Genomic DNA, 19,305 nt, shown 5'->3' on the forward strand with positions numbered 1-19,305 from the left:
TGTACTCCTGTATTTCTCAAAATTTTGGGTATTGAAAAATCCTGTCTGGATGCGCTGATTTTCGGTTTTGAAATAACAAGAAAATGATCACTAAAATGAAGATAATTAACAAGGTTAAGCTGAATATTTCGACACAAAAATACAAGTGTTTATGCTATAATTTAGGGCTGTATTTTAGTTTTTAACTCAGTCGTTTGAGTTAATGATTTTGCTAGTTTTACGACATATAAATACAAGCCAAAATTGGCTTGTAGAATAAGGAGTATGCATGAGCGTATCGGAAATTAGACCGATTGCCATTGAGGATGAACTTAAAAGCTCATATCTCGATTATGCGATGAGCGTGATTGTGTCACGTGCATTGCCCGATGTACGAGATGGTTTAAAACCTGTTCATCGTCGTGTGCTTTTCGCAATGCACGAATTAGGCAATGACTATAACAAAGCTTATAAAAAGTCTGCACGTGTAGTCGGTGACGTGATTGGTAAATATCACCCGCATGGTGATTCTGCCGTATACGAAACCATTGTACGTATGGCGCAAGATTTCAGCTTGCGTTACCAATTGGTTGATGGTCAAGGTAACTTCGGTTCGGTCGATGGCGATAGTGCAGCAGCCATGCGTTATACCGAAGTACGTATGCGTAAACTGACCCACGAACTGTTAGCGGATCTTGAAAAAGATACCGTCGAGTGGGAAGACAACTACGATGGCTCTGAGCGTATTCCTCAAGTCATGCCAACCCGTGTACCGAACTTATTGATTAATGGTGTTACCGGTATTGCAGTTGGTATGGCGACCAATATGGCGCCGCATAACATGACTGAAGTTGTGAATGCGTGTCTGGCCTATGCCAATGATCCTCAAATCAGCATTGAAGGATTGATGGAACATATTTCTGGTCCGGATTTCCCGACAGGCGGCATCATTTACGGTAAATCAGGTATCGTCGATGCATACCGTACCGGTAAGGGCCGTTTGCATATCCGTGGTAAATACCATTTCGAAGAAGATCCGAAGAATGGCCGCACCACGATTGTCTTCACTGAAATTCCATATCAGGTTAATAAAGCAAAAACCATTGAGCGTATTGCTGAACTGGTTAAAGAGAAAAAACTGGAAGGTATTTCAGAGCTTCGTGACGAGTCTGACAAAGACGGTATGCGTATCGCGATTGACCTGAAGCGCGGTGAAAACGCTGAAGTGATCGTGAACAACCTGTTCCAGAACACGCAACTTGAAAACTCTTTCAGCATCAACATGGTTTGTCTGGACAATGGCCAACCAAAATTGATGAACCTGAAAGACATCATTGCCGCGTTTATCCGTCACCGTCAGGAAGTGGTCACGCGTCGTACTATGTTCGAATTACGCAAAGCGCGTGAACGTGGTCATATCTTGGAAGGTTTAACCGTTGCCCTGGCGAATATTGATGCCATCATCGAAACCATCAAGAGTTCTGCGAATCCGGCTGAAGCGCGTGAGCGTTTGCAGGCAGGTGAGTGGGCTGGTGGCGGTGTTTTGGCCTTGCTGGAAAAAGCCGGTTCAGTTTCTGTACGCCCAGATGAGATTGAAGGTGAAGACCCAAGTCGCCCGTTTGGTTTGGATGGCGAGATTTATCGTCTGTCACCAACCCAGGTGAATGCAATTATGGAACTTCGCTTGCATCGTTTAACTGGTCTGGAACAAGACAAGTTACATGCTGAATATAGTGAAATCCTGTCACAAATTGCTGAACTGACTGCAATTTTGAATGACTTTAATCTGTTGATGAATGTCATTCGTGAAGAGCTGGCCTTGATTCTTCAGCAGTATGGCGATGCGCGTAAAACGTCGATTGTCGAGTCACGTATCGATTTCTCTCGTGAAGATCTGATTCCTGAAGAGCAAATGGTTCTGACGGTATCGAAATCAGGTTATGCGAAAACTCAACCATTGTCTGATTACGCTGCACAGCGTCGTGGTGGCCGTGGTAAGTCTGCGACCAGCATGAAAGAAGATGATTACATTCAACATCTGATTGTGACGTCAAGTCATGCGACGGTACTTTGCTTTACCAACGTTGGTAAGGTCTACCGTCTGAAAGTCTATGAAGTGCCGCAAGCCTCACGTGGTGCCAAAGGTCGCCCAATGGTGAACTTGCTGCCACTGGATGAAAACGAGACCATTACCGCAATCTTGCCTGTGATTGATGCGCCGAAGAAATTCAAAGAACGTCTGGCTGACTTCAAGGCATTTGTAAAAGCCAATGCAGCGCAGTTGCAAAGCAATGAAGTGATCAATGCTCATTTTGCCGAGCTTGAAGCAGCGCTGACAGAATCTGAAGATGGTGCAGATGATATTTCTGATGCATTGCGTATTCAATTGAAACAGTTGGGCTTGGAGCTTTCTGCAACAGATCTTGATGATGACATCATCAATGACTTTGCTCAGCAGGCTGAAGCGGTACGTAAAAACTTCTATGTGTTTATGGCGACTGAATACGGTACGATTAAACGTGTAGAGCTTGAACAGTTCTCGAATGTTCGTTCAAACGGTTTACGTGCGATTGAGCTGAATGGCGATGATACCCTCATCGGTGTAGCGATTACTGACGGTGAACAGCAAATCATGTTGTTCTCGAATGAAGGTAAAGCCATTCGCTTCGCAGAGACGGATGTACGTTCAATGGGGCGTTCTGCCAAAGGTGTACGCGGTATGCGCGTGACCATTGGTGCAGCTGCACAGCTAGAAGAAAATGACGAAACTGAGATCGAGTCTGATGACGAAGATGGTTCAGATTCAGCATTGATTAGCCGAATCGTATCACTGGTGGTTGTACCTGAAACTGGCGAAGTACTGTGTGCATCTGAAAATGGTTATGGTAAACGTACTCCAGTAGACGACTTCCCGACCAAGAAACGTGGCGGTAAGGGCGTGATTGCGATCAAGACCTCTGAACGTAATGGTCAATTGGTGGGCGCTGTTGCCATTGATGCGTCTAAAGAACTGATGCTGATTTCAGATGGCGGTACGCTGGTTCGTACCCGTGCATCTGAAGTGGCGCAAACTGGTCGTAACGCACAGGGTGTTCGTCTGATCCGCTTAGGTAATGAGGAATTGCTGGTCGGTGTGGTTTCAATCGAAGCTGTTGAAGAAGATGAGTTTGTTGAAGCGATTGAAAGCGAAGACGCTTTAGTGGCAGAAACAGATTCAGCAGCTGAAACTGAGCAAGTTGAAAAAGATGGTGAAAATTCAGTAGAAGAATAAGTTTTTTACTGATAAAAAGGGCGCTTCGGCGTCCTTTTTTATAAACCTTGACCGCATAAGGGTAAGCGATGAAAACCAAATTAATGTTGTTAGCAGCAGCGGTTGCATTGAGTGGCTGTAATTCAATGGACAATATTCCGAATCCGAGTCCTGAACAGGAAAAGGCGGCACAGCTAGCCTATGAGGATTTGCGTGACGGGAAATATGAGGAATTTCTGGATCAGTTAGAACCGCAGTTGCAAACCCAGTTTAAGGATAATGAAAAGCTGATGAAACGCTTTTCACGTTCAATTCCTCAAGGTGAATACAAGTCTAAGACTTTAATGACCAAAGAGATTGAAGAAGCAACCAATCAGCCTGGACAATATAAGGTTAGCTATGAAATTGCCTATCCGGAGAATCTGGTTCAGTATGATGTGAGTTTTGACAAGCCGAATGGTAGCAACAAGATTCGTAATTTCAATATTCAGGTCTTTGGCGAGTCGAATAAATAAGTGGAATAGGAGCATTGCTATAATGTTCTATCTGCTTTGATGACCAGAAATTAAACGTCGATAAGCCAAGAAAAAGCACATGCTGCCGATCATTCCAAGATAGAGCAGTTTAGGTAAGACCAGTGTTGTAGGCACACCCATTTGATTGAGTTGAATAAACATCTGCACAATTTGGGTAGAGGGCAGGATTTCGCCAACGACTTGCATCCAGATGGGCATGGCAGCATGTGGCCAGGCCGCACCAGATAAAAAGAACAGTGGAATGGAGGTGAATACAATCACATGACCCGCACGTTCTGGCAGATCCAGAAAACTGGCAAATAGGCAGGTCATGCCAATTATCGTGTAGATAAAAACCGGAACAGCCAGTAGCATCCCGAACAGGTTGCCACCGCGCGGATAATCAAATAGCCAGAAGCTAAAGCCGAATAAATAGAAACATCCCAGACAGCCAATGGTGAAGACCGCTAAACACATTCCAATCAACGCATTTGTATTTAATTCTACTTTTCTTTCCCGATATACTAAAATCAGCATACTCAAACCCAAAAGAATGGTTTGGTGGATAATTAAGGGTGCAACCGCAGGAAAGACATAACTGCCATAGCCGGACAGCGGATTAAATAAAGGAATTTGATGCACTGAAATAGCAGGTGAAAAATCCGAGATCTCGCCAAAGCGTTCAACATAATCTGCCAAAGTTTGCTCAACTGATGTGGCTAAGCCCAGACCAATTTGTTTGGTCACTAAAAAGTTGGCTGTACTTACATACAGTCCAATGCCACCTGTTTCACCATGCCTTAAGCTTTGCGATAAATTCTCCGGCAGCAGTAAAATGCCATCAGCTTTTTGAGATTCCACCCATTGTTTGGCCTCGGAAAAATTGCCGGTAATTGCCTGAATTTCCACATTGGGGCTTTGTGCCACCTGACCAATAATACGGGTGCTTAAGTTACTTTGTTCTTCATCGACAATAATAATAGGTAAGGCTTCAGCCTGCTGCGCCTGATAAGCGGTTGGATAAAAAAAGCTGTAAAACAAGACGGATAGAATCAGCGTGGTAAAGATCGTGCCGTGACTGACGATATCTTTGAAGCTTTGTAGATAGTAAAACCAAAGGGATTTCATGGTGTTGCTCCTTTGGCGATTTTTTTAAGAAACAGATAAGCCAGCAGAGCGTAGACTAGGGCATAGATCAGCAGCATTAATCCAGCTTGCAGTGAAATATGCAATGGACTACCAATCACCCATTGTTCAGTTTGTAATTTGGCATAGGGCGTGAACGGAATAATATTGGACCAAAACTGGGTGAATAGGGGCGCATTATTTAAAGGTAAAGTCACACCGGCAAAACTTAAAGATGAACCGCCATAGACCGCAATGATGCCAAAAGATTTACTTAAATCTTTGGTCGCCAGAACCACTGCACTGCTTAAAAATGCATAGGCGCTATATAGCAGAAATTGTGCCGATAGAATCAGAGCGAGCGAGCCGGCAACAAACCAGCCGCGAATTTCAATCAGCCAGAACATCCAGGCCCAAGTCCACACACTAAAAATAGCCACATAGACCAGGTTCTTAGACAGTAATGCCATCCAGATGGATGAGTTGCTAATCCAGCTTATTAAGGTCTGTCGCTTCAGTTCCTGACCGACGGAAAATGCCACACAACAACACAGCAGTAAATGCAGAATTGCCGGGATGACATAGGGTTCCAGATAGAATTCATAATTCAGCTGCGGATTATACAGCGGCGATATTTTGATATGCGGTGACGGTGCTTCGAGAGAAGGCAGCCGGTTGCCCAGATATTGCTGTCCGCTAAATTCAGCCAGTGCTTGCAGGGTACTGACCAGCATGGCAGAGGAAATGGTATTTCCGATACTGAAATAACTCTGGTTAAAGGCAATACTGATGTCAGCATCCTGGGCACGAACCAGACGTTGCTCGGCACCGCTTGGAATATGGATATAACCCCAAATTTTATTTTGATTTAACAGGCGCTCAATTTCAGCTGTTTGTTCCGACACCGTAGCAATTTTAAGAGTATGATTCAGCGCCACATGCTGATAAATGCTTTGACTCAGCGCACTCTGGTCTTGATCAATAATCGCAATCGGTAAATGATCCGGTTTCCCTTGAGCAAACATGCTGCTGAATAAAATAATCACCAGTGCAGGTGCGAGCGTGACCAGACACAGATCCCATTTTTCGCGGAGCAGATAGCGCAGTTCGCGCCATATACCCGTCCACATTATCGGGTCTCTTTCAGTTTAAATAACACGCTCATCCCAACTTTCAGTTCAGGAATCGCTGGTGTGGGCACAAGATGCAGCTTAAAACTTCGCACATCATAACCGCCGGTTTGGCGTGTGGTCTTAATGGTGGCAAATTCACCTTCAGCACTGATCTGCTTGATTTTAAAAGTGGCGGTTTTATCTAGGGCGGGAATATAACCTTCAATACTGCTCATTTTCTGAAATGGGGCATATTGATCTTCACGAATATTCAGGCTCACCCACATTTGATCTTCAATCAGACTGACTACAGGGACTGCGGTGGCTACCAGCTCTGAGACTTTGCCATAGGTTTTAGACACCGTTCCGTTTACAGGTGCAACTAATTGGGTTTCTGCTTCTAAAGCATTGGCTTCATCTAGCGCAGCCTGAGCAATATCTACCTGTGCATCGGCAGAACTCTTTTGCTGCGAGGTGCTGCCACGTTTGGCACGTGCATATTGCTGATACGCCGCTTCTGTCATTTGCGCCGCTGATTGACTGGCTGCATACAATTCATCACGGCGCTGGCGTGAAATCACACCTTCCTTAAATAAATTTGCACCACGCTCATAAGAAACTTTGGCTAAATTTTGCTGTGCTTTCAGCGATTGCCAGTTGGCATACAGGCTAGCGATATTTTCTTCCTGCGAGCCACGTTCAGCAGTCGATTGTAAAGCCAATGCAGATTGTAAAGCCGCTACGGCTTGCTGTTTTTTGGCCTGAATTTCCGGGCTGTTTAAGCGCACCAGCACATCGCCTTTTTTGACCCGCTGACCTTCTTCTACATAGATTTCTTCAATACGGCTTGGCACTTTGGTCGCCACCTGAACCGTTTCAGCTTCTACACGACCCTGCAATTCCAGCGGAGCCGGTTGGTAGCTTTTCCATAATCCAAATGCGATGACTGCCAGCAGAACTGGAATCAGGGCGAGCAATAAATATTTTTTCTTTTTAGCGATTTCAGGAGCTTGTTCATGCTCGGTCGAAGTCGTCGCGTTGTTTTCTATTTCAGTTTTTGTTTCTACCTGTTGCGCATGCGATTTTTCTGTATCGCTGGATGAAGCCGCTTCATTCACAGGATCATTGGGTTTTTGATCTTCGTTCATGTTCGGCTCCATTAGCGAATATAGTGGGTGTTGGTATGTTGGATGTAGTTCGGAAATTCTGCAATCGAGCCATGGCTTTGTAATAGGGTGGCCAGTGACATCACATATTTGTAGGCATTCAAGGCAGTTTCAGCTCGTAATCCGCTCAGCATATTTTGTGCATCGATGACCTGTGTGGCGGTGCCCATATCTTCTTTAAAAGACAATTCTTGGATGCGTAAATTTTCCTGTGCGGCTTTCAAGTTTTGTGCCAGAAGCGCATCACTTTGCTGTGCACTGAGTGCTTCGCTATAAGATTTATAAATCAGATTTTCAATTTCCTGCTGGGTGCGTGCAGTAAGCAGTTCTGTAGCAGAGCGTTTGAGTTCGGCAGCCTGAATATTTTTATTTTTATCAATTCCGGAAAATAAGTTATAACGGGCAGCCACCCCGACAATCCAGTTTTCATTTTGATCCAGACTATATTCACCAAAAGCAAAAACATTCGGTTTTTTTGCCGCTTGCTGGGCTTTGACATTGGCTTGAGCCAATTGGGTATCCAGCTGCATTTTTTGAATCAGCGCAGAGTTCTGACTAAAGGTTTTCAGCAGATGATTTAAGGCCTGTGGCTCGGTTTTATTGACAAATAAAGGCGTTGAAAGCTCAGTGATGCTACTTTCTTGAAGCAGATTATTCAGATGGAAAAGGGCAGCATTCAAATTGGCTTGCGTGTTTTGCTGGCTGCGTTCGGCATTATTACGTGCCACTTCAAACTGCATGCGCTGGCCTTTACTGATAAAACCTTGCTGTTCTATCTTTAAGGCATTGCGATAATGCTGTTGCATGGCATTCAGGTTAAATAGTGCTGCTGCATGCAGTTGCTTTTGGAGTTGTACATTAAAATAACTTTGAATCAGTTCAAAACGCTGCGTGTCTTGCTGCTGTTTGTTGCTGAGCTGACTACGACCGACCTGAATATTGGCGATTTCTTTGGCGCTGCTTGTCAGTCCACCGGTATAAAGCGGCATCATAACTGAAACCGTTGGGCGAATCACCTGATCATCCAGCACGACATTCGCACTATCAGGAATTAAGCCCACCCCATTTTGAATAGGTTGTCTTAGACTATTTTTTAGCGGGTCAGCCAGATCACCTAAGTTCAGTTCATCAATTCTATTATTTACACCATCCGTTAAGGATTGCTCTAAATTATTTTTTAATGCACCCAAAGGCAGATCGAGTTCATTATGAAAGGCATACGCACGAACATTCAGGTCGACTCGTGGCAGACCTATACCTTTCACTGCTTCAGCTTCAAGTTTTGAGGCCTGCTCCAGACTTTGATAGGCTTGGCTGCTATAAGAGTTTTGCAACAACTGACGTTCAGCGTCCTGAAAGCTGATGCTCTGTGCATGAGCAAAGCTGCCATACATCATCGATGCAAGCAGATTTAAACCCCAGACAAGCTGTCTTTTATTTTTCTTTAAGTTCATAAAGTCGCTAAACTGATTTAAAGCCGGTAATGTTATCCGGCTAGTATAAATCAAAGGTATGCAGATAGAACTAGTGTAAAGTTATAGTATTGTTTCTTTTACATCTGTATTTCAAATACTTATTGGCTATTTTTGATGGAATATCTAAAATTAAAAAATAGCTTAATTTTGAATATTTTCAATTGTTAGTGCAAAGATGATAAAAACAGCAGGCTAAAATACTGGTCAATTTATCTTGTGAATCTACATTGATTTTTTGACTCTATCTTGACTCATAGATTGAAATAATTTTGTGCAAGACCCTGCCAGATATGGTTAAATGCCATCATTTGATTGTGTTTCACTCTGAAAGGAAAAATCATGCGCGCGTACAACTTCTGTGCTGGTCCTGCTGCATTACCGACTGCCGTACTTGAAAAAGCTCAAGCTGAAATGCTCGACTGGCATGGCAAAGGTCTTTCGATCATGGAAATGAGCCACCGTAGTGCCGACTATGTTGCCATGGCTGAAAAAGCGGAAGCAGACTTGCGCAAACTCATGAATATTCCTGAGAACTACAAAGTATTGTTCTTGCAGGGTGGGGCATCACTACAATTCTCGGCAATTCCATTGAACTTGCTTGGCAAAAACAACAAAGCAGACTATATCGATACCGGCATCTGGTCTGAAAAAGCCTTGAAAGAAGCGCAACGTTATGGCGATATCAATGTTGTAAAAGCAGGTATCCAAATTGATGGCAAATATGCGATCAGTGCACAAAGCGAATGGAATCTTTCTGATGATGCAGCTTATGTGCATTATGCGGATAATGAAACTATTGGCGGTCTGCAATTTTCTTCAATTCCTGAAACAGACAAGCCATTAGTGTGCGACTATTCATCTAGTATTTTATCTGCACCATTAGACGTTTCTAAATTTGGTTTGATCTATGCCGGTGCGCAAAAGAATATCGGGCCTGCTGGCTTAACGCTGGTGATCATTCGTGAAGATTTACTCGATCAAGCCAAACCAGAAATTCCAAGCATCTTGAAATATTCAGATCAAGCGAAAAATGGCTCAATGGTCAACACACCATCCACTTATGCATGGTACTTATCTGGTCTGGTATTCGAGTGGTTACTGGAAAATGGCGGCGTAGATGCCATGCACAAAGTGAACCTTGAGAAAGCCAACCTGCTTTATGGTTATATCGATCAAAGCGATTTTTATGCGAATCCAATCGCAAAAGCAAACCGTTCGATCATGAACGTACCATTTACCTTGGCCAATGCAGATCTTGAGAAACAGTTCCTGAAAGAAGCCGAAGCGCAGCATTTATTGAATCTTGCTGGTCACCGTTCGGTTGGCGGTATGCGCGCAAGTATTTATAATGCCGTGCCTTTAGAGGGTGTGCAGGCATTGGTGAACTTTATGGATGACTTTGCCAAACGCAATGGTTAATTCCTGAAACGAAAAAACCCAGCACAGGCTGGGTTTTTTTATGAATGCAATAATTTTAGAAAATAAAAGTATGCAGGATGAATCCGCAGATCAGCATCCCCAACATGAAAAAAAGGCAGGACATCATATCAATATTATAGCGGGAGCTAAGATGATGCTCGACCTGTTGTAATGTTTCTTCTTGCACGATTTTCATAGATATTTATTGTCCGATCTATTTATCGTTAATACTAATTTATTGTGAGTATTTTTATCATAAAAAATTGATTAAATAAAGTACATTTTTGATTAAAGAGCATAAATTTTCATTTTATTTAAATATTAGATTTGCACGACAACAGATTATTTATATGAGAAATCAAACGCTTATTTTTACAAGATTTTTAAGGTTATTTTAAATATTTAAAATGAAGTTATTTGAATTTAAAAATGTGGATAACTCGGTTTTTAATGAATTTAAATAGATTATTAAGCCAGAAAATATGTATAAAAAATAATCAAAAATTAAAATGACAAATAAGAATATAGATGGATTAAAAGAAGATACCCATCAAAATGAATATCTTCTTTATATGTTTGAACTTAAGACACTTTTCTATAAATATTGGCCTGAATCCACAAGTTGCCACGAATATACTGGCCAATCTGGAAGTTTTTGAACTGGTCATTCCGCGTTGCAATCCGGATCAAGGTCGCAGGCTGGCCTTCATCATGAATGAGGGTGACATCATACAGAGTGTAGTCCTGACCCATAAACTGCATAGTCGTTTTACCGACAATATTGCCTTGAAACCAGGCTTCATCTTCCTGACCCATGGTTTCGCCGTATAAATAGGCCACCATTTTAGAAAAATCTACGGTTACAGGTTCTTTATCTTCTTCAGACTGCGGCTGCCAAGCATCAATCTGTTCCTGCAAATTGTCCGGAGCTACCCCATTATTGGCAGCCAGAATATCATTCAAGGCACGGTGGTGCTTGATCGAAGCCGGATCATCAACCACCAGATGCTCATGATCTGCGACCGCTTCAAGTTCATAGGCCCAGCCATTCAGATTCACCACATAGGACTGGTCTTTTTCATAATGCGGGTGATTGACGCTATACAGGCTATCGAAAGCGTAAATAATATTGTTAGCACCCAGATTCAAGCGCAATACAGCCTGAGTATTGGATTTACAGCTAATAATCCGGTCAATCGTGGCTTTCACCTGATAAGGACTGTCAAAGCACGGAAATGCAGTTTTTACCGCTTGAGGTTTGTTGTTTTCAACGGCAATCACTTGACTCAACTGTACCGCAGCTTTGCTCGGTCCCTGAATCAGCCAGGTCTCTGCATCCATATCACATTCTTGTGTACAAAGGCCCATCGGCATGATTGGTTCATCAAGAGCTTTGCCTAACCACTGTGGAACATCTGTGCCAGGGTTGTCGGTGAGCAAGGTCCAATGTTCGACATGACTACCGAAATTTTGATCATCAATGGTGATGATCTCTGGGCTATTCTGATTTTTCATATGCACAATTGATCTTGGATGATGTATTTATAGTTAATCGAGGGTCATTGCGATTTTTCAAGTCAATCGAATGAATTTTAAAATTAAAATGCCAGTCAAATGAAGTCAATTTTTTTCTCGCGTGAATCATGCCAGTTTTACCGGGCACATACTTTTTAAAATATTGATGACAGATGCAATGAAAATGGAGCGATTTAATCATCAACCTGATCACTGCAATTTGCTAGAATAACCATGATTTATACCTTAATGGGAAGCCCTGTGTTGCCATTCAAACTTTGGGTCGATGCCGATGCATTGCCCCGTATTCTGCGAGATGTGATTATTCGTGCTTCGGATCGCTATCAGCTAGAAGTCACTTTTGTTGCCAACCAACCAGTCGGAATAACTCCTTCGATCAGAATTAATTCAATTCAGGTGATGAGTGGGGCGGATGCTGCGGATAAAGAGATTATTCTGCGCATGAAAGAGCATGATATTGTCATGACCCAAGATATTCCCTTGGCTGCGGAAGTGATTGAAAAAGGCGGAATTGCGATTCATCCCCGTGGTGAAATTTATACTACGGCCAATGTCAAAGCGCGCTTACATCTGCGCGATTTTATGGACAGCTTACGCGGAGCGGGCGTGCAAACGGGCGGTCCGCCACCGATTTCAGAACGGGATAAACGCGAATTTTCCAGCGCACTCGATCAGACCATCCAAAAACAAAAACGTAAAACTTCCGCGCTTTAAGCCTTATTCAGAGTGACTCGCATGCCCACACAAACCAATATGATTGCCACCTATCTTTTATTGGTTTTTATCTGGGCGACGACACCGCTGGCGATTGTCTGGAGTGTGACGGATTTGCATCCGCTCTGGGCTTTGGCATTGCGTTTCTTTTTGGCTTTGCCTTTTGCATTTGCCTTGTTGTGGCTATTTAAAACCCGTTTTCCCTTAGATAAATTATCCATGCACAGTTACCTGGCTGGCGCATGCAGTTTTATCGGCTCACAGATTTTCACTTATCTGGCCACGGATTATCTGAGTTCAGGCATTATTGCCCTGATGTTCGGACTGGCGCCGATTATTACCGGTTTAATTGGCCGTTTTGTATTTCAGCTTAAGCTCTATCCTTCGCAGTGGGGTGGTATGGCGATTGCCTTGCTGGGTCTGGGCATTATCTGTGTGGGTGGCAAAGATCAGCATATTCAGCCGATCGGGATAGGCCTGATGTTGCTCAGTGTTTTTATTTACTGCGTTTCGATGTTCTGGGTGAAAAAAGTCAATGCACCTTTAGAACCCATGGCGCAAGCGGCCGGTTCTATTGCCGTCTCAGCGGTCATGGCCTGTGCCATGTTACCGTTTATCTGGCAATTTGCACCGACCCAGATTCCGCAGGCTAAATCGCTGATTGGACTCAGTTATGCTGTAATCATGGCTTCCCTGATTGCGATGTTCTGTTATTTTAAACTGGTGCAGAAAATCAAGGCGACCACTTTGTCATTGACCACCGTATTGACGCCGATGCTGGCCTTATTTGTCGGGGTGATTCTGAATGATGAAAAATTATCGGGTGGGGCTGTCTTCGGTGTCGTTATCTTACTGGCTGGTTTGTTGTTATATTTTTCCAGAGAAATTAAAGCGAGCTATAACGCTCGCCTTTCATCACCCAGCAGCACTGACTAAAGCAGTAATTTAAACAAAGTGAGCCTTGACGCATTCACCCAGTTTGACACGGTCTTGGGGATGCATGGTAATAAAATATGCACCAGTCCGATATTTGCCATTTTCTTCTTCGCGACTGTAGGCCACCTGAGCGGTTGCTGCAATATGGAAGAAATTTTCCGGATGACTCAAAGTCACGTGCAGATAGGTGCCTTCAGCGATAGGGCGCTCATTAAAGAAACTAAAACCGGTTTCTGAAAAGTTCACTTGCTCTGGTACAGGTAACATGCTTTGTACAATTGCGTCATACAAAGAACCGGTAATAAGGTTTAACTTTTGATTAAATAAGGATAAGATTCGAGCAATTTGTTGATCTTTTTCAGATAATTGTTCTAATTCGTAGTTAACCGCATGATCAAATTGATCTAGTTCTGCAAGTAGTAGAAAATAGCGGGGCAAGACGAAGTTAGGATCGTAAGGATCATTCAAGGCAACATCATCGGAAATAATCTGATAATTAATTCGTAAGGCAGCATCGATTCGAGACATGACGCGTCTTTCCGTAAATCCGTTTGGATGCTGTACATTTTCCATAATTTATTACCTCGGACTAGATGGTTATGTTCAAACCAATCTCGCTGTATATAGGGTTGAAATATACTCGCGCACGGCGTAGTAACCACTTCATTTCTTTTATCGCGTTGGTCTCAATGATCGGCCTCACACTCGGTGTGGCAGTCCTCATTACAGTGTTGTCTGTGATGAATGGTTTTGACCGAGAGTTAAAGAATCGTGTCTTAGGAATGATACCTCAAGCGACTGTTTCCTCAACACAAATTTTAACAAATTGGCCAGAACTTGCAAAGCAAATTGAAGGGCATGAGCATGTTCAGGGAGTCGCACCTTTTACTCAATTACAAGGCATGCTGACCGCACAGGGTCAGGTCGCCGGCATTATGGTCAGCGGGATTGAACCCGAGTATGAGAAAAAAGTTTCAATTATACAAAACCATATGGTTGAGGGCAGTATCGACAGCCTGAAAAAAGGTGAATTTGGTATTGTTTTGGGCAAGCAAATGACCGATGCCATGGGTGTGGGTTTAAATGACAATATTACTCTGGTTTTGCCAGAAGCCACCCCATCACCAGCTGGTGTCGTCCCGCGTTTCAAGCGTTTTAAAGTGGTGGGAATCTTCAGTATTGGTGCTGAAGTTGACTCGATGATGGGTTATATCGCTTTAAATGATGCCTCGACCTTGCTGCGTCTACCGGATGGTGCGCAGGGTGTGCGTATGAAGCTGGATGATATTTTCCTGGCACCACAAGTGTCTCAGGAAATTGTGCGTGATTTGCCGGGGAATTTCTATGCTTCGGACTGGACTTATACCCATGGTAATCTGTTCAGCGCGATTCAGATGGAAAAAGCCATGGTCAGCCTGCTTTTATTCCTGATCGTGCTGGTGGCGGCATTTAATATTGTGTCTTCACTGGTGATGGTGGTGACGGATAAAAAATCGGACATTGCCATTTTAAGAACTTTGGGGGCTTCACCTGCCACCATTACCAAAATCTTTATGGTGCAAGGTACCGTGATTGGGGTGATTGGAACTTGTGCAGGGGCCATCCTCGGGATTATTGCGGCAACCAGTATCAGTAGCTTTATTGGCTGGCTCAACAATACTTTAGGCCTGAATATGTTTGATGCCTATTTTATTAACTACTTACCTTCGTATCTGCGCTGGCAGGATGTCTTGGTGATTGTAGGCTTGTCACTGGCACTCAGTTTTGTCGCGACAATTTATCCGGCTTTACGTGCAGCAAAAATTCAACCGGCAGAGGCTTTGCGTTATGAGTAATCTGATTTTAGATGCCCAGAATATTCACAAATCCTTTACCGATGGCAAGGCCACTGTCGATGTGATTCGCGGCTTGTCGCTACAGGTAAAAGCAGGTGAGTTTGTTTCGATTGTAGGTTCAAGTGGTTCAGGCAAAAGTACCTTATTACATGTTTTGGGTGGATTGGATCGCCCGACGTCAGGTCAGGTCATGGTGAATGGCCGCCGTTTTGATACCTTGTCTGAAGCAGAACGCGGTTATGTGCGGAATGAGCATTTGGGCTTTGTTTATCAGTTTCATCACCTGTTGCCAGAATTTACGGCACTGGAAAATGTGGCCATGCCGCTGATGTTACGCGACAACATGAAGTTTAAGGAAGCCAAACAGCAGGCCGAATATTTGCTGGAACGTGTTGGGCTTTCGCATCGTCTGACTCACAAGCCGGGTGAATTATCCGGAGGTGAGCGTCAGCGTGTAGCTTTGGCGCGTGCAGTGGTCGGTAAACCTAAACTGATGATGGCCGATGAACCGACCGGAAATCTAGACCGCAAGACTGCAGCAAAGATTTTTGAACTGCTGACCGAATTGCAACGTGAGTTCAATATGGCGATGCTGATTGTGACGCATGATGAACAGCTAGCCCATGCAGCAGATCGGATTTTACATATGCAGGATGGTCTCTGGATTGAACCATAAATAACGAGAATATTCGCATTTGATTGAAGCTCACTCCGGTGGGCTTTATTATTGGGCAAAATAATAACAAGACAGAATAAGATTCAATGTTGCAGTGGCTATGTATTGGCTGGATTTTAGGCCTTGCGTGTATGGGGAAAAGTTTCCTGTCTGTTCAACTGAGCGGAACGGCAGTTTTGATCGTTGCGCTGTTGTGGTATCTGTGTTGCCATAAATTAAAGCTCATCTTGAATACACCACTGCGAAGCTTGTTGATCACTGGATCAAGCCTGCTTTTGGGACTATTTTTAGGTCATGCTTATGCCAATCTGCAATTGGCTGAACGTTTATCCAAACGAGAGCACGCGGTCTCTGAAAAAGAAATCGTGGTCTATATCAAAGAGCTGAATAAACTGGGCGATCAGAATATCCAGCAAGCCCTGCATGTGCTTAACCCTGATGGCACTACAGTCAAATGGATGGGTTTTCTGCCAGTTTCAGATCCTGTCACATCCAGTTTAGTAAATGATGAAACCAAACAGCAGACTCTTGAACTGGAACACTATTATTTATTACAAGGCCAGATTAGACCTAACCATAGTTATGCCACACCGGGTGCTTTTGATGCAGAAAAGTGGGCATTGCAGCAAAATGTTATGGCCGGTTTCCGGATCAAAAGCATTCAGGAGTTGCAACCGCAACAACTCTATGCACTAGGTCATGGCAAATATCTACGCCAGCAACAAAAGTTGGATCAGCGATTTTTGCTTTGGGTAGAGCAACAGCGACTGGCTTTAAGAGAGTTTGTGACCAGACAGCCGGTACAGCAGAAAGGCTTGTTACTGGCTTTATTAAGCGGTGATGAAAGTTTTTTGGATCAAGCAACTGAGCAGAAATTCCAGCGTTTTGGCATGAGTCATTTACTGGCGATTTCCGGACCGCATGTCCTGATCTTTGCCTTTATTGTCTGTGGTACGTTGCAATATCTGATTTCAAGGTACACACCGCAGATTTATCTGAAATGGCCAAGGCAGTATTTTTTGAGTCTGCCTTTTTTATTATGTGTACTGCTGTATTGTGCCTTCGTCGGTTTTGAAATTCCGGCGTTACGCACTTTACTGATTTGTGTGATTGTGACTTTTACGCTGTTGCTCAGGCAAAGTGTGCAGCCATTAAAACTGTTGATTTTAAGTGCTGCCTTATTGTTGTTGTTTGACTCTTTTAGTATTTTATCGGCCGCATTCTGGCTGTCTTATGGAGCCTGTTTTGTCTTGCTGCGAATCTATCAAACCATTCAGCAGCAACCGCATCAAACAATACAAACAGCATTACAATGGCTGTATTTTGCAATGAAAGTTTTAGTGGAGTCGCAGTGGAAAATTTTTCTGGCCCTGTTTCCCTTAATGATGCTGTTTTTTAAGCAGGTGGCTTGGATTACCCCGCTAAGCAACCTAGTAGCCATCCCGTGGATTGGCCTGCTAATAGTTCCCGTAGATATTCTGGCGGCTTTATTATTTTTCATTTCTGAACCACTTTCGAGTCTGCTGTTTCAGCTCAATGATATTTTTATTCATATACTGCTGGCATTTTTGAATCTGCTTGATCGGCTGTTTGCACCGCAACTGATTCCTGTGGCCATGAATGTCTGGATGATTGCTCTATGTATTTTGGGCTTATTAATTGTCTTTTTACCGCGTGGCTTAGTGCCCAAAAGCTGGACAGCACTTGCCTGTGTACCACTGTGCATTCCTCAACTTAATCAGCATGCATTTCAGCTGTCTGTTCTGGATGTCGGGCAGGGACAGGCCATCTTCATTCGGGAAGGGCAAAAGAGCATGATGATCGACATGGGTGGTTATTATAATGAAGAAAAATTCAGTATTGGTCGACAAGTGATTAGGCCGTTTCTATCTGTGCAAGGTGTTGGGGAACTGGATCAACTGATTTTGACCCATCTGGATCAGGACCATAGCGGTGCATATCACAGCATTAAAGATCAACTAAACATCCGACAAGTGTCATCCAATCAGATGCCTGAAACAGCTGCTTCTTCAAGCTTTCAGTTTTGTTATGCAGGACAGCAATGGCAATGGTCTGAGACGATTAACTTTAAAATTCTGGCACCTCGGCAGCAGCAGTTAAATATGCCAAACTTCAATAAAAATGACCGCTCTTGTGTGGTATATCTGCAAATCAAAAATGCCGGACCGTATCAAAACTTTTTACTGATGGGCGATGCGGGCTGGGAGACTGAATATCAGCTGCTCCAAGACTATCCCGAACTTCAGGTCGATGTGCTGGTACTCGGCCATCATGGCAGTCAGCACAGTTCAGCCTATCAATTTTTAGAAGTTTTGCAGCCTAAACTGGCGATTGCCTCGGCTGGGAAATTTAACCGTTATGGCCACCCGAGCCAACTGACGCAGCAACGGTTAAAAGCTCTTAATATTCCATTATTGACCACGGCAGAACAGGGGAGTGTGCACTTCCAGCAACAAGGCTCAAAACTGGTGCTTTCTGCCGAACGACATGGATGGCAGTGGTTGTATCGTCAGCCTTTAAGTGACTGATTCCAATATGGGCGAAACTTCATGTAGTTCTTGTGTTCTCAACGCATTTACTTTGTTCAGAGCTTGTTCATGTTCAAGTTTATAGAGATTTCCTAAGTCTTGATGCGCATTAAAACGTTTATAACTCCAGTGATAATGTTCCGGATGGCGACGAATTAAATTTTCAATACTATTGATAATGACTTGCGTGCCTTGATTGGCATTGCCACTATAAATTTTTTCATCAACCGTTTCGATAAAGATATCGAATCCATCATCAGTATTACGCAAGGCATATAAAAACAGGGCACGCGCTTTGGTCTTTTGAATCAGTTTAGCACTCAAATTACTCGTGGCCAAAGGCACGCCGAAATAGGGAATATATTCACCACCGATATTCGGGGTATGATCCGGCAGGATGACCGTAGTGCCGCCTTGTTTTAAGGCCTTAAAAATCTGACGGACGCCCGATTCATCAGTCGGTACCAGATGCGCCTGTTCCCGGCTACGGGCAGCCCGTACAAATTGATCTGCAGCCTGATTTTTCACAGGTTTATACATAATGGTCATTGAAGTGAACTGGGCAATATAGGCATTCATAATTTCCCAGGTACCAAAATGCGGCACGATTAACACGAGGCCTTTATTTTGTGCAATGGCATCATGAAGTAGATCTTCGCCAATAACGCGATGAACGCGTTTAAGATTTTTCTGATTGCTTGAGCCCCAAATAGTAAAGAACTCGAAATATGACATTAATTCATTGCGAACCGCAGCACGGTTAATCTGTTCACGTTCCTGATTAGACAGTTCTGAAAGACTGATTTCAAGGTTGAGACGAATGACTTCCGAAGTTTTAGTGACTTTAAAACTGTTCACAATAAAGGCCAGAATACGGGCCATCCAGCGAGAAACCGGAAGCGGTTGGCGGCTAATGTATTTGAGTAATCCGTAAGCTGAATTCCGTGAGCCCTGTTTCGTCATTGATTTCGTCTAAGTACAAAAAAAGAGAACAAAATTTATTATAGGCGAAAACGTT

At 43.5% G+C, this 19,305-nt stretch carries 16 protein-coding genes; 9 read left to right on the top strand and 7 right to left on the bottom strand.

Features of this window, described 5'->3' with window-relative positions; genetic code table 11:
• The first annotated feature begins 268 nt into the window (after positions 1 to 268).
• Together gyrA and ACP7AK_RS04880 are read left to right on the top strand one after the other, a co-directional pair.
• Positions 269 to 3,250: a DNA gyrase subunit A gene (gyrA, locus tag ACP7AK_RS04875; RefSeq protein WP_425878853.1), complete on the top strand. Its 2,982-nt coding sequence runs from the start codon at positions 269 to 271 to the stop codon at positions 3,248 to 3,250.
• Between the two features lie 68 nt (positions 3,251 to 3,318).
• On the top strand, positions 3,319 to 3,744 hold the full coding sequence (locus ACP7AK_RS04880; protein WP_138743382.1) for a DUF3887 domain-containing protein: 426 nt from the start codon (positions 3,319 to 3,321) through the stop codon (positions 3,742 to 3,744).
• 27 nt (positions 3,745 to 3,771) lie between these two features.
• On the opposite strand, the gene ACP7AK_RS04885 is transcribed toward ACP7AK_RS04880, so the two are convergent.
• From ACP7AK_RS04885 to ACP7AK_RS04900, 4 genes are read right to left on the bottom strand one after another with little or no spacing between them, the layout of a single operon-like run.
• Complete coding sequence (locus ACP7AK_RS04885) at positions 3,772 to 4,872, bottom strand: ABC transporter permease (protein ID WP_425878855.1); 1,101 nt, start codon at positions 4,870 to 4,872, stop codon at positions 3,772 to 3,774.
• Positions 4,869 to 5,999 (bottom strand): ABC transporter permease, encoded by a 1,131-nt coding sequence (locus tag ACP7AK_RS04890; protein ID WP_114540842.1) that lies wholly within the window; start codon positions 5,997 to 5,999, stop codon positions 4,869 to 4,871. Before ACP7AK_RS04890 ends, ACP7AK_RS04885 begins: the two co-directional genes overlap by 4 nt.
• Complete coding sequence (locus ACP7AK_RS04895) at positions 5,999 to 7,129, bottom strand: HlyD family secretion protein (protein ID WP_425878858.1); 1,131 nt, start codon at positions 7,127 to 7,129, stop codon at positions 5,999 to 6,001. The genes ACP7AK_RS04890 and ACP7AK_RS04895 overlap by 1 nt, the downstream gene beginning before the upstream one ends.
• Positions 7,130 to 7,140: 11 nt before the next feature.
• Positions 7,141 to 8,601, bottom strand: a complete 1,461-nt coding sequence (locus ACP7AK_RS04900) for a TolC family protein (protein ID WP_425878860.1) — start codon at positions 8,599 to 8,601, stop codon at positions 7,141 to 7,143.
• Positions 8,602 to 8,961: 360 nt separating this feature from the next.
• Between ACP7AK_RS04900 and serC the strand changes: the two genes are divergently transcribed.
• Positions 8,962 to 10,041 (top strand): 3-phosphoserine/phosphohydroxythreonine transaminase, encoded by a 1,080-nt coding sequence (gene serC, locus ACP7AK_RS04905; RefSeq protein ID WP_425878862.1) that lies wholly within the window; start codon positions 8,962 to 8,964, stop codon positions 10,039 to 10,041.
• A 40-nt stretch (positions 10,042 to 10,081) separates the two neighbouring features.
• On the top strand, positions 10,082 to 10,213 hold the full coding sequence (locus ACP7AK_RS04910; protein WP_257221144.1) for a hypothetical protein: 132 nt from the start codon (positions 10,082 to 10,084) through the stop codon (positions 10,211 to 10,213).
• Positions 10,214 to 10,623: 410 nt separating this feature from the next.
• Here ACP7AK_RS04910 and ACP7AK_RS04915 read toward each other — a convergent pair whose 3' ends face one another.
• Positions 10,624 to 11,556: a hypothetical protein gene (locus ACP7AK_RS04915; protein ID WP_243475266.1), complete on the bottom strand. Its 933-nt coding sequence runs from the start codon at positions 11,554 to 11,556 to the stop codon at positions 10,624 to 10,626.
• Positions 11,557 to 11,805: 249 nt separating this feature from the next.
• On the opposite strand from ACP7AK_RS04915, the gene ACP7AK_RS04920 reads away from it, so the two are divergent.
• Both ACP7AK_RS04920 and ACP7AK_RS04925 read left to right on the top strand, forming a co-directional pair.
• Positions 11,806 to 12,291, top strand: a complete 486-nt coding sequence (locus ACP7AK_RS04920) for a YaiI/YqxD family protein (RefSeq protein WP_171260766.1) — start codon at positions 11,806 to 11,808, stop codon at positions 12,289 to 12,291.
• 21 nt (positions 12,292 to 12,312) lie between these two features.
• Positions 12,313 to 13,227 (top strand): DMT family transporter, encoded by a 915-nt coding sequence (locus tag ACP7AK_RS04925; protein ID WP_180181343.1) that lies wholly within the window; start codon positions 12,313 to 12,315, stop codon positions 13,225 to 13,227.
• A 9-nt stretch (positions 13,228 to 13,236) separates the two neighbouring features.
• Here ACP7AK_RS04925 and ACP7AK_RS04930 read toward each other — a convergent pair whose 3' ends face one another.
• Positions 13,237 to 13,800: a PilZ domain-containing protein gene (locus ACP7AK_RS04930; RefSeq protein WP_004279140.1), complete on the bottom strand. Its 564-nt coding sequence runs from the start codon at positions 13,798 to 13,800 to the stop codon at positions 13,237 to 13,239.
• Between the two features lie 26 nt (positions 13,801 to 13,826).
• Here ACP7AK_RS04930 and ACP7AK_RS04935 point away from each other — a divergent pair, with 26 nt between their 5' ends.
• The 3 genes from ACP7AK_RS04935 to ACP7AK_RS04945 all read left to right on the top strand — a co-directional run bounded on the left by ACP7AK_RS04935 (position 13,827) and on the right by ACP7AK_RS04945 (position 18,287).
• Positions 13,827 to 15,062, top strand: coding sequence for a lipoprotein-releasing ABC transporter permease subunit (locus ACP7AK_RS04935; RefSeq protein ID WP_004645695.1), 1,236 nt, complete (start codon positions 13,827 to 13,829; stop codon positions 15,060 to 15,062).
• Positions 15,055 to 15,738 carry a lipoprotein-releasing ABC transporter ATP-binding protein LolD gene (gene lolD / locus ACP7AK_RS04940; protein ID WP_004645694.1) on the top strand — a complete coding sequence of 228 codons (684 nt, stop codon included), beginning with the start codon at positions 15,055 to 15,057 and terminating at the stop codon, positions 15,736 to 15,738. Before ACP7AK_RS04935 ends, lolD begins: the two co-directional genes overlap by 8 nt.
• A gap of 86 nt (positions 15,739 to 15,824) precedes the next feature.
• Positions 15,825 to 18,287 (top strand): DNA internalization-related competence protein ComEC/Rec2, encoded by a 2,463-nt coding sequence (locus tag ACP7AK_RS04945; RefSeq protein WP_425878867.1) that lies wholly within the window; start codon positions 15,825 to 15,827, stop codon positions 18,285 to 18,287.
• Here ACP7AK_RS04945 and ACP7AK_RS04950 read toward each other — a convergent pair.
• Entirely contained in the window at positions 18,276 to 19,250 is a 975-nt protein-coding gene (locus ACP7AK_RS04950) for a lysophospholipid acyltransferase family protein (RefSeq protein WP_005263498.1), read from the bottom strand. The genes ACP7AK_RS04945 and ACP7AK_RS04950 overlap by 12 nt on opposite strands.
• Between the last annotated feature and the right edge of the window lie 55 nt (positions 19,251 to 19,305).

It is taken from the genome of Acinetobacter sp. TWP2-2-3 (genome assembly GCF_049896445.1).
Lineage (GTDB): Bacteria > Pseudomonadota > Gammaproteobacteria > Pseudomonadales > Moraxellaceae > Acinetobacter.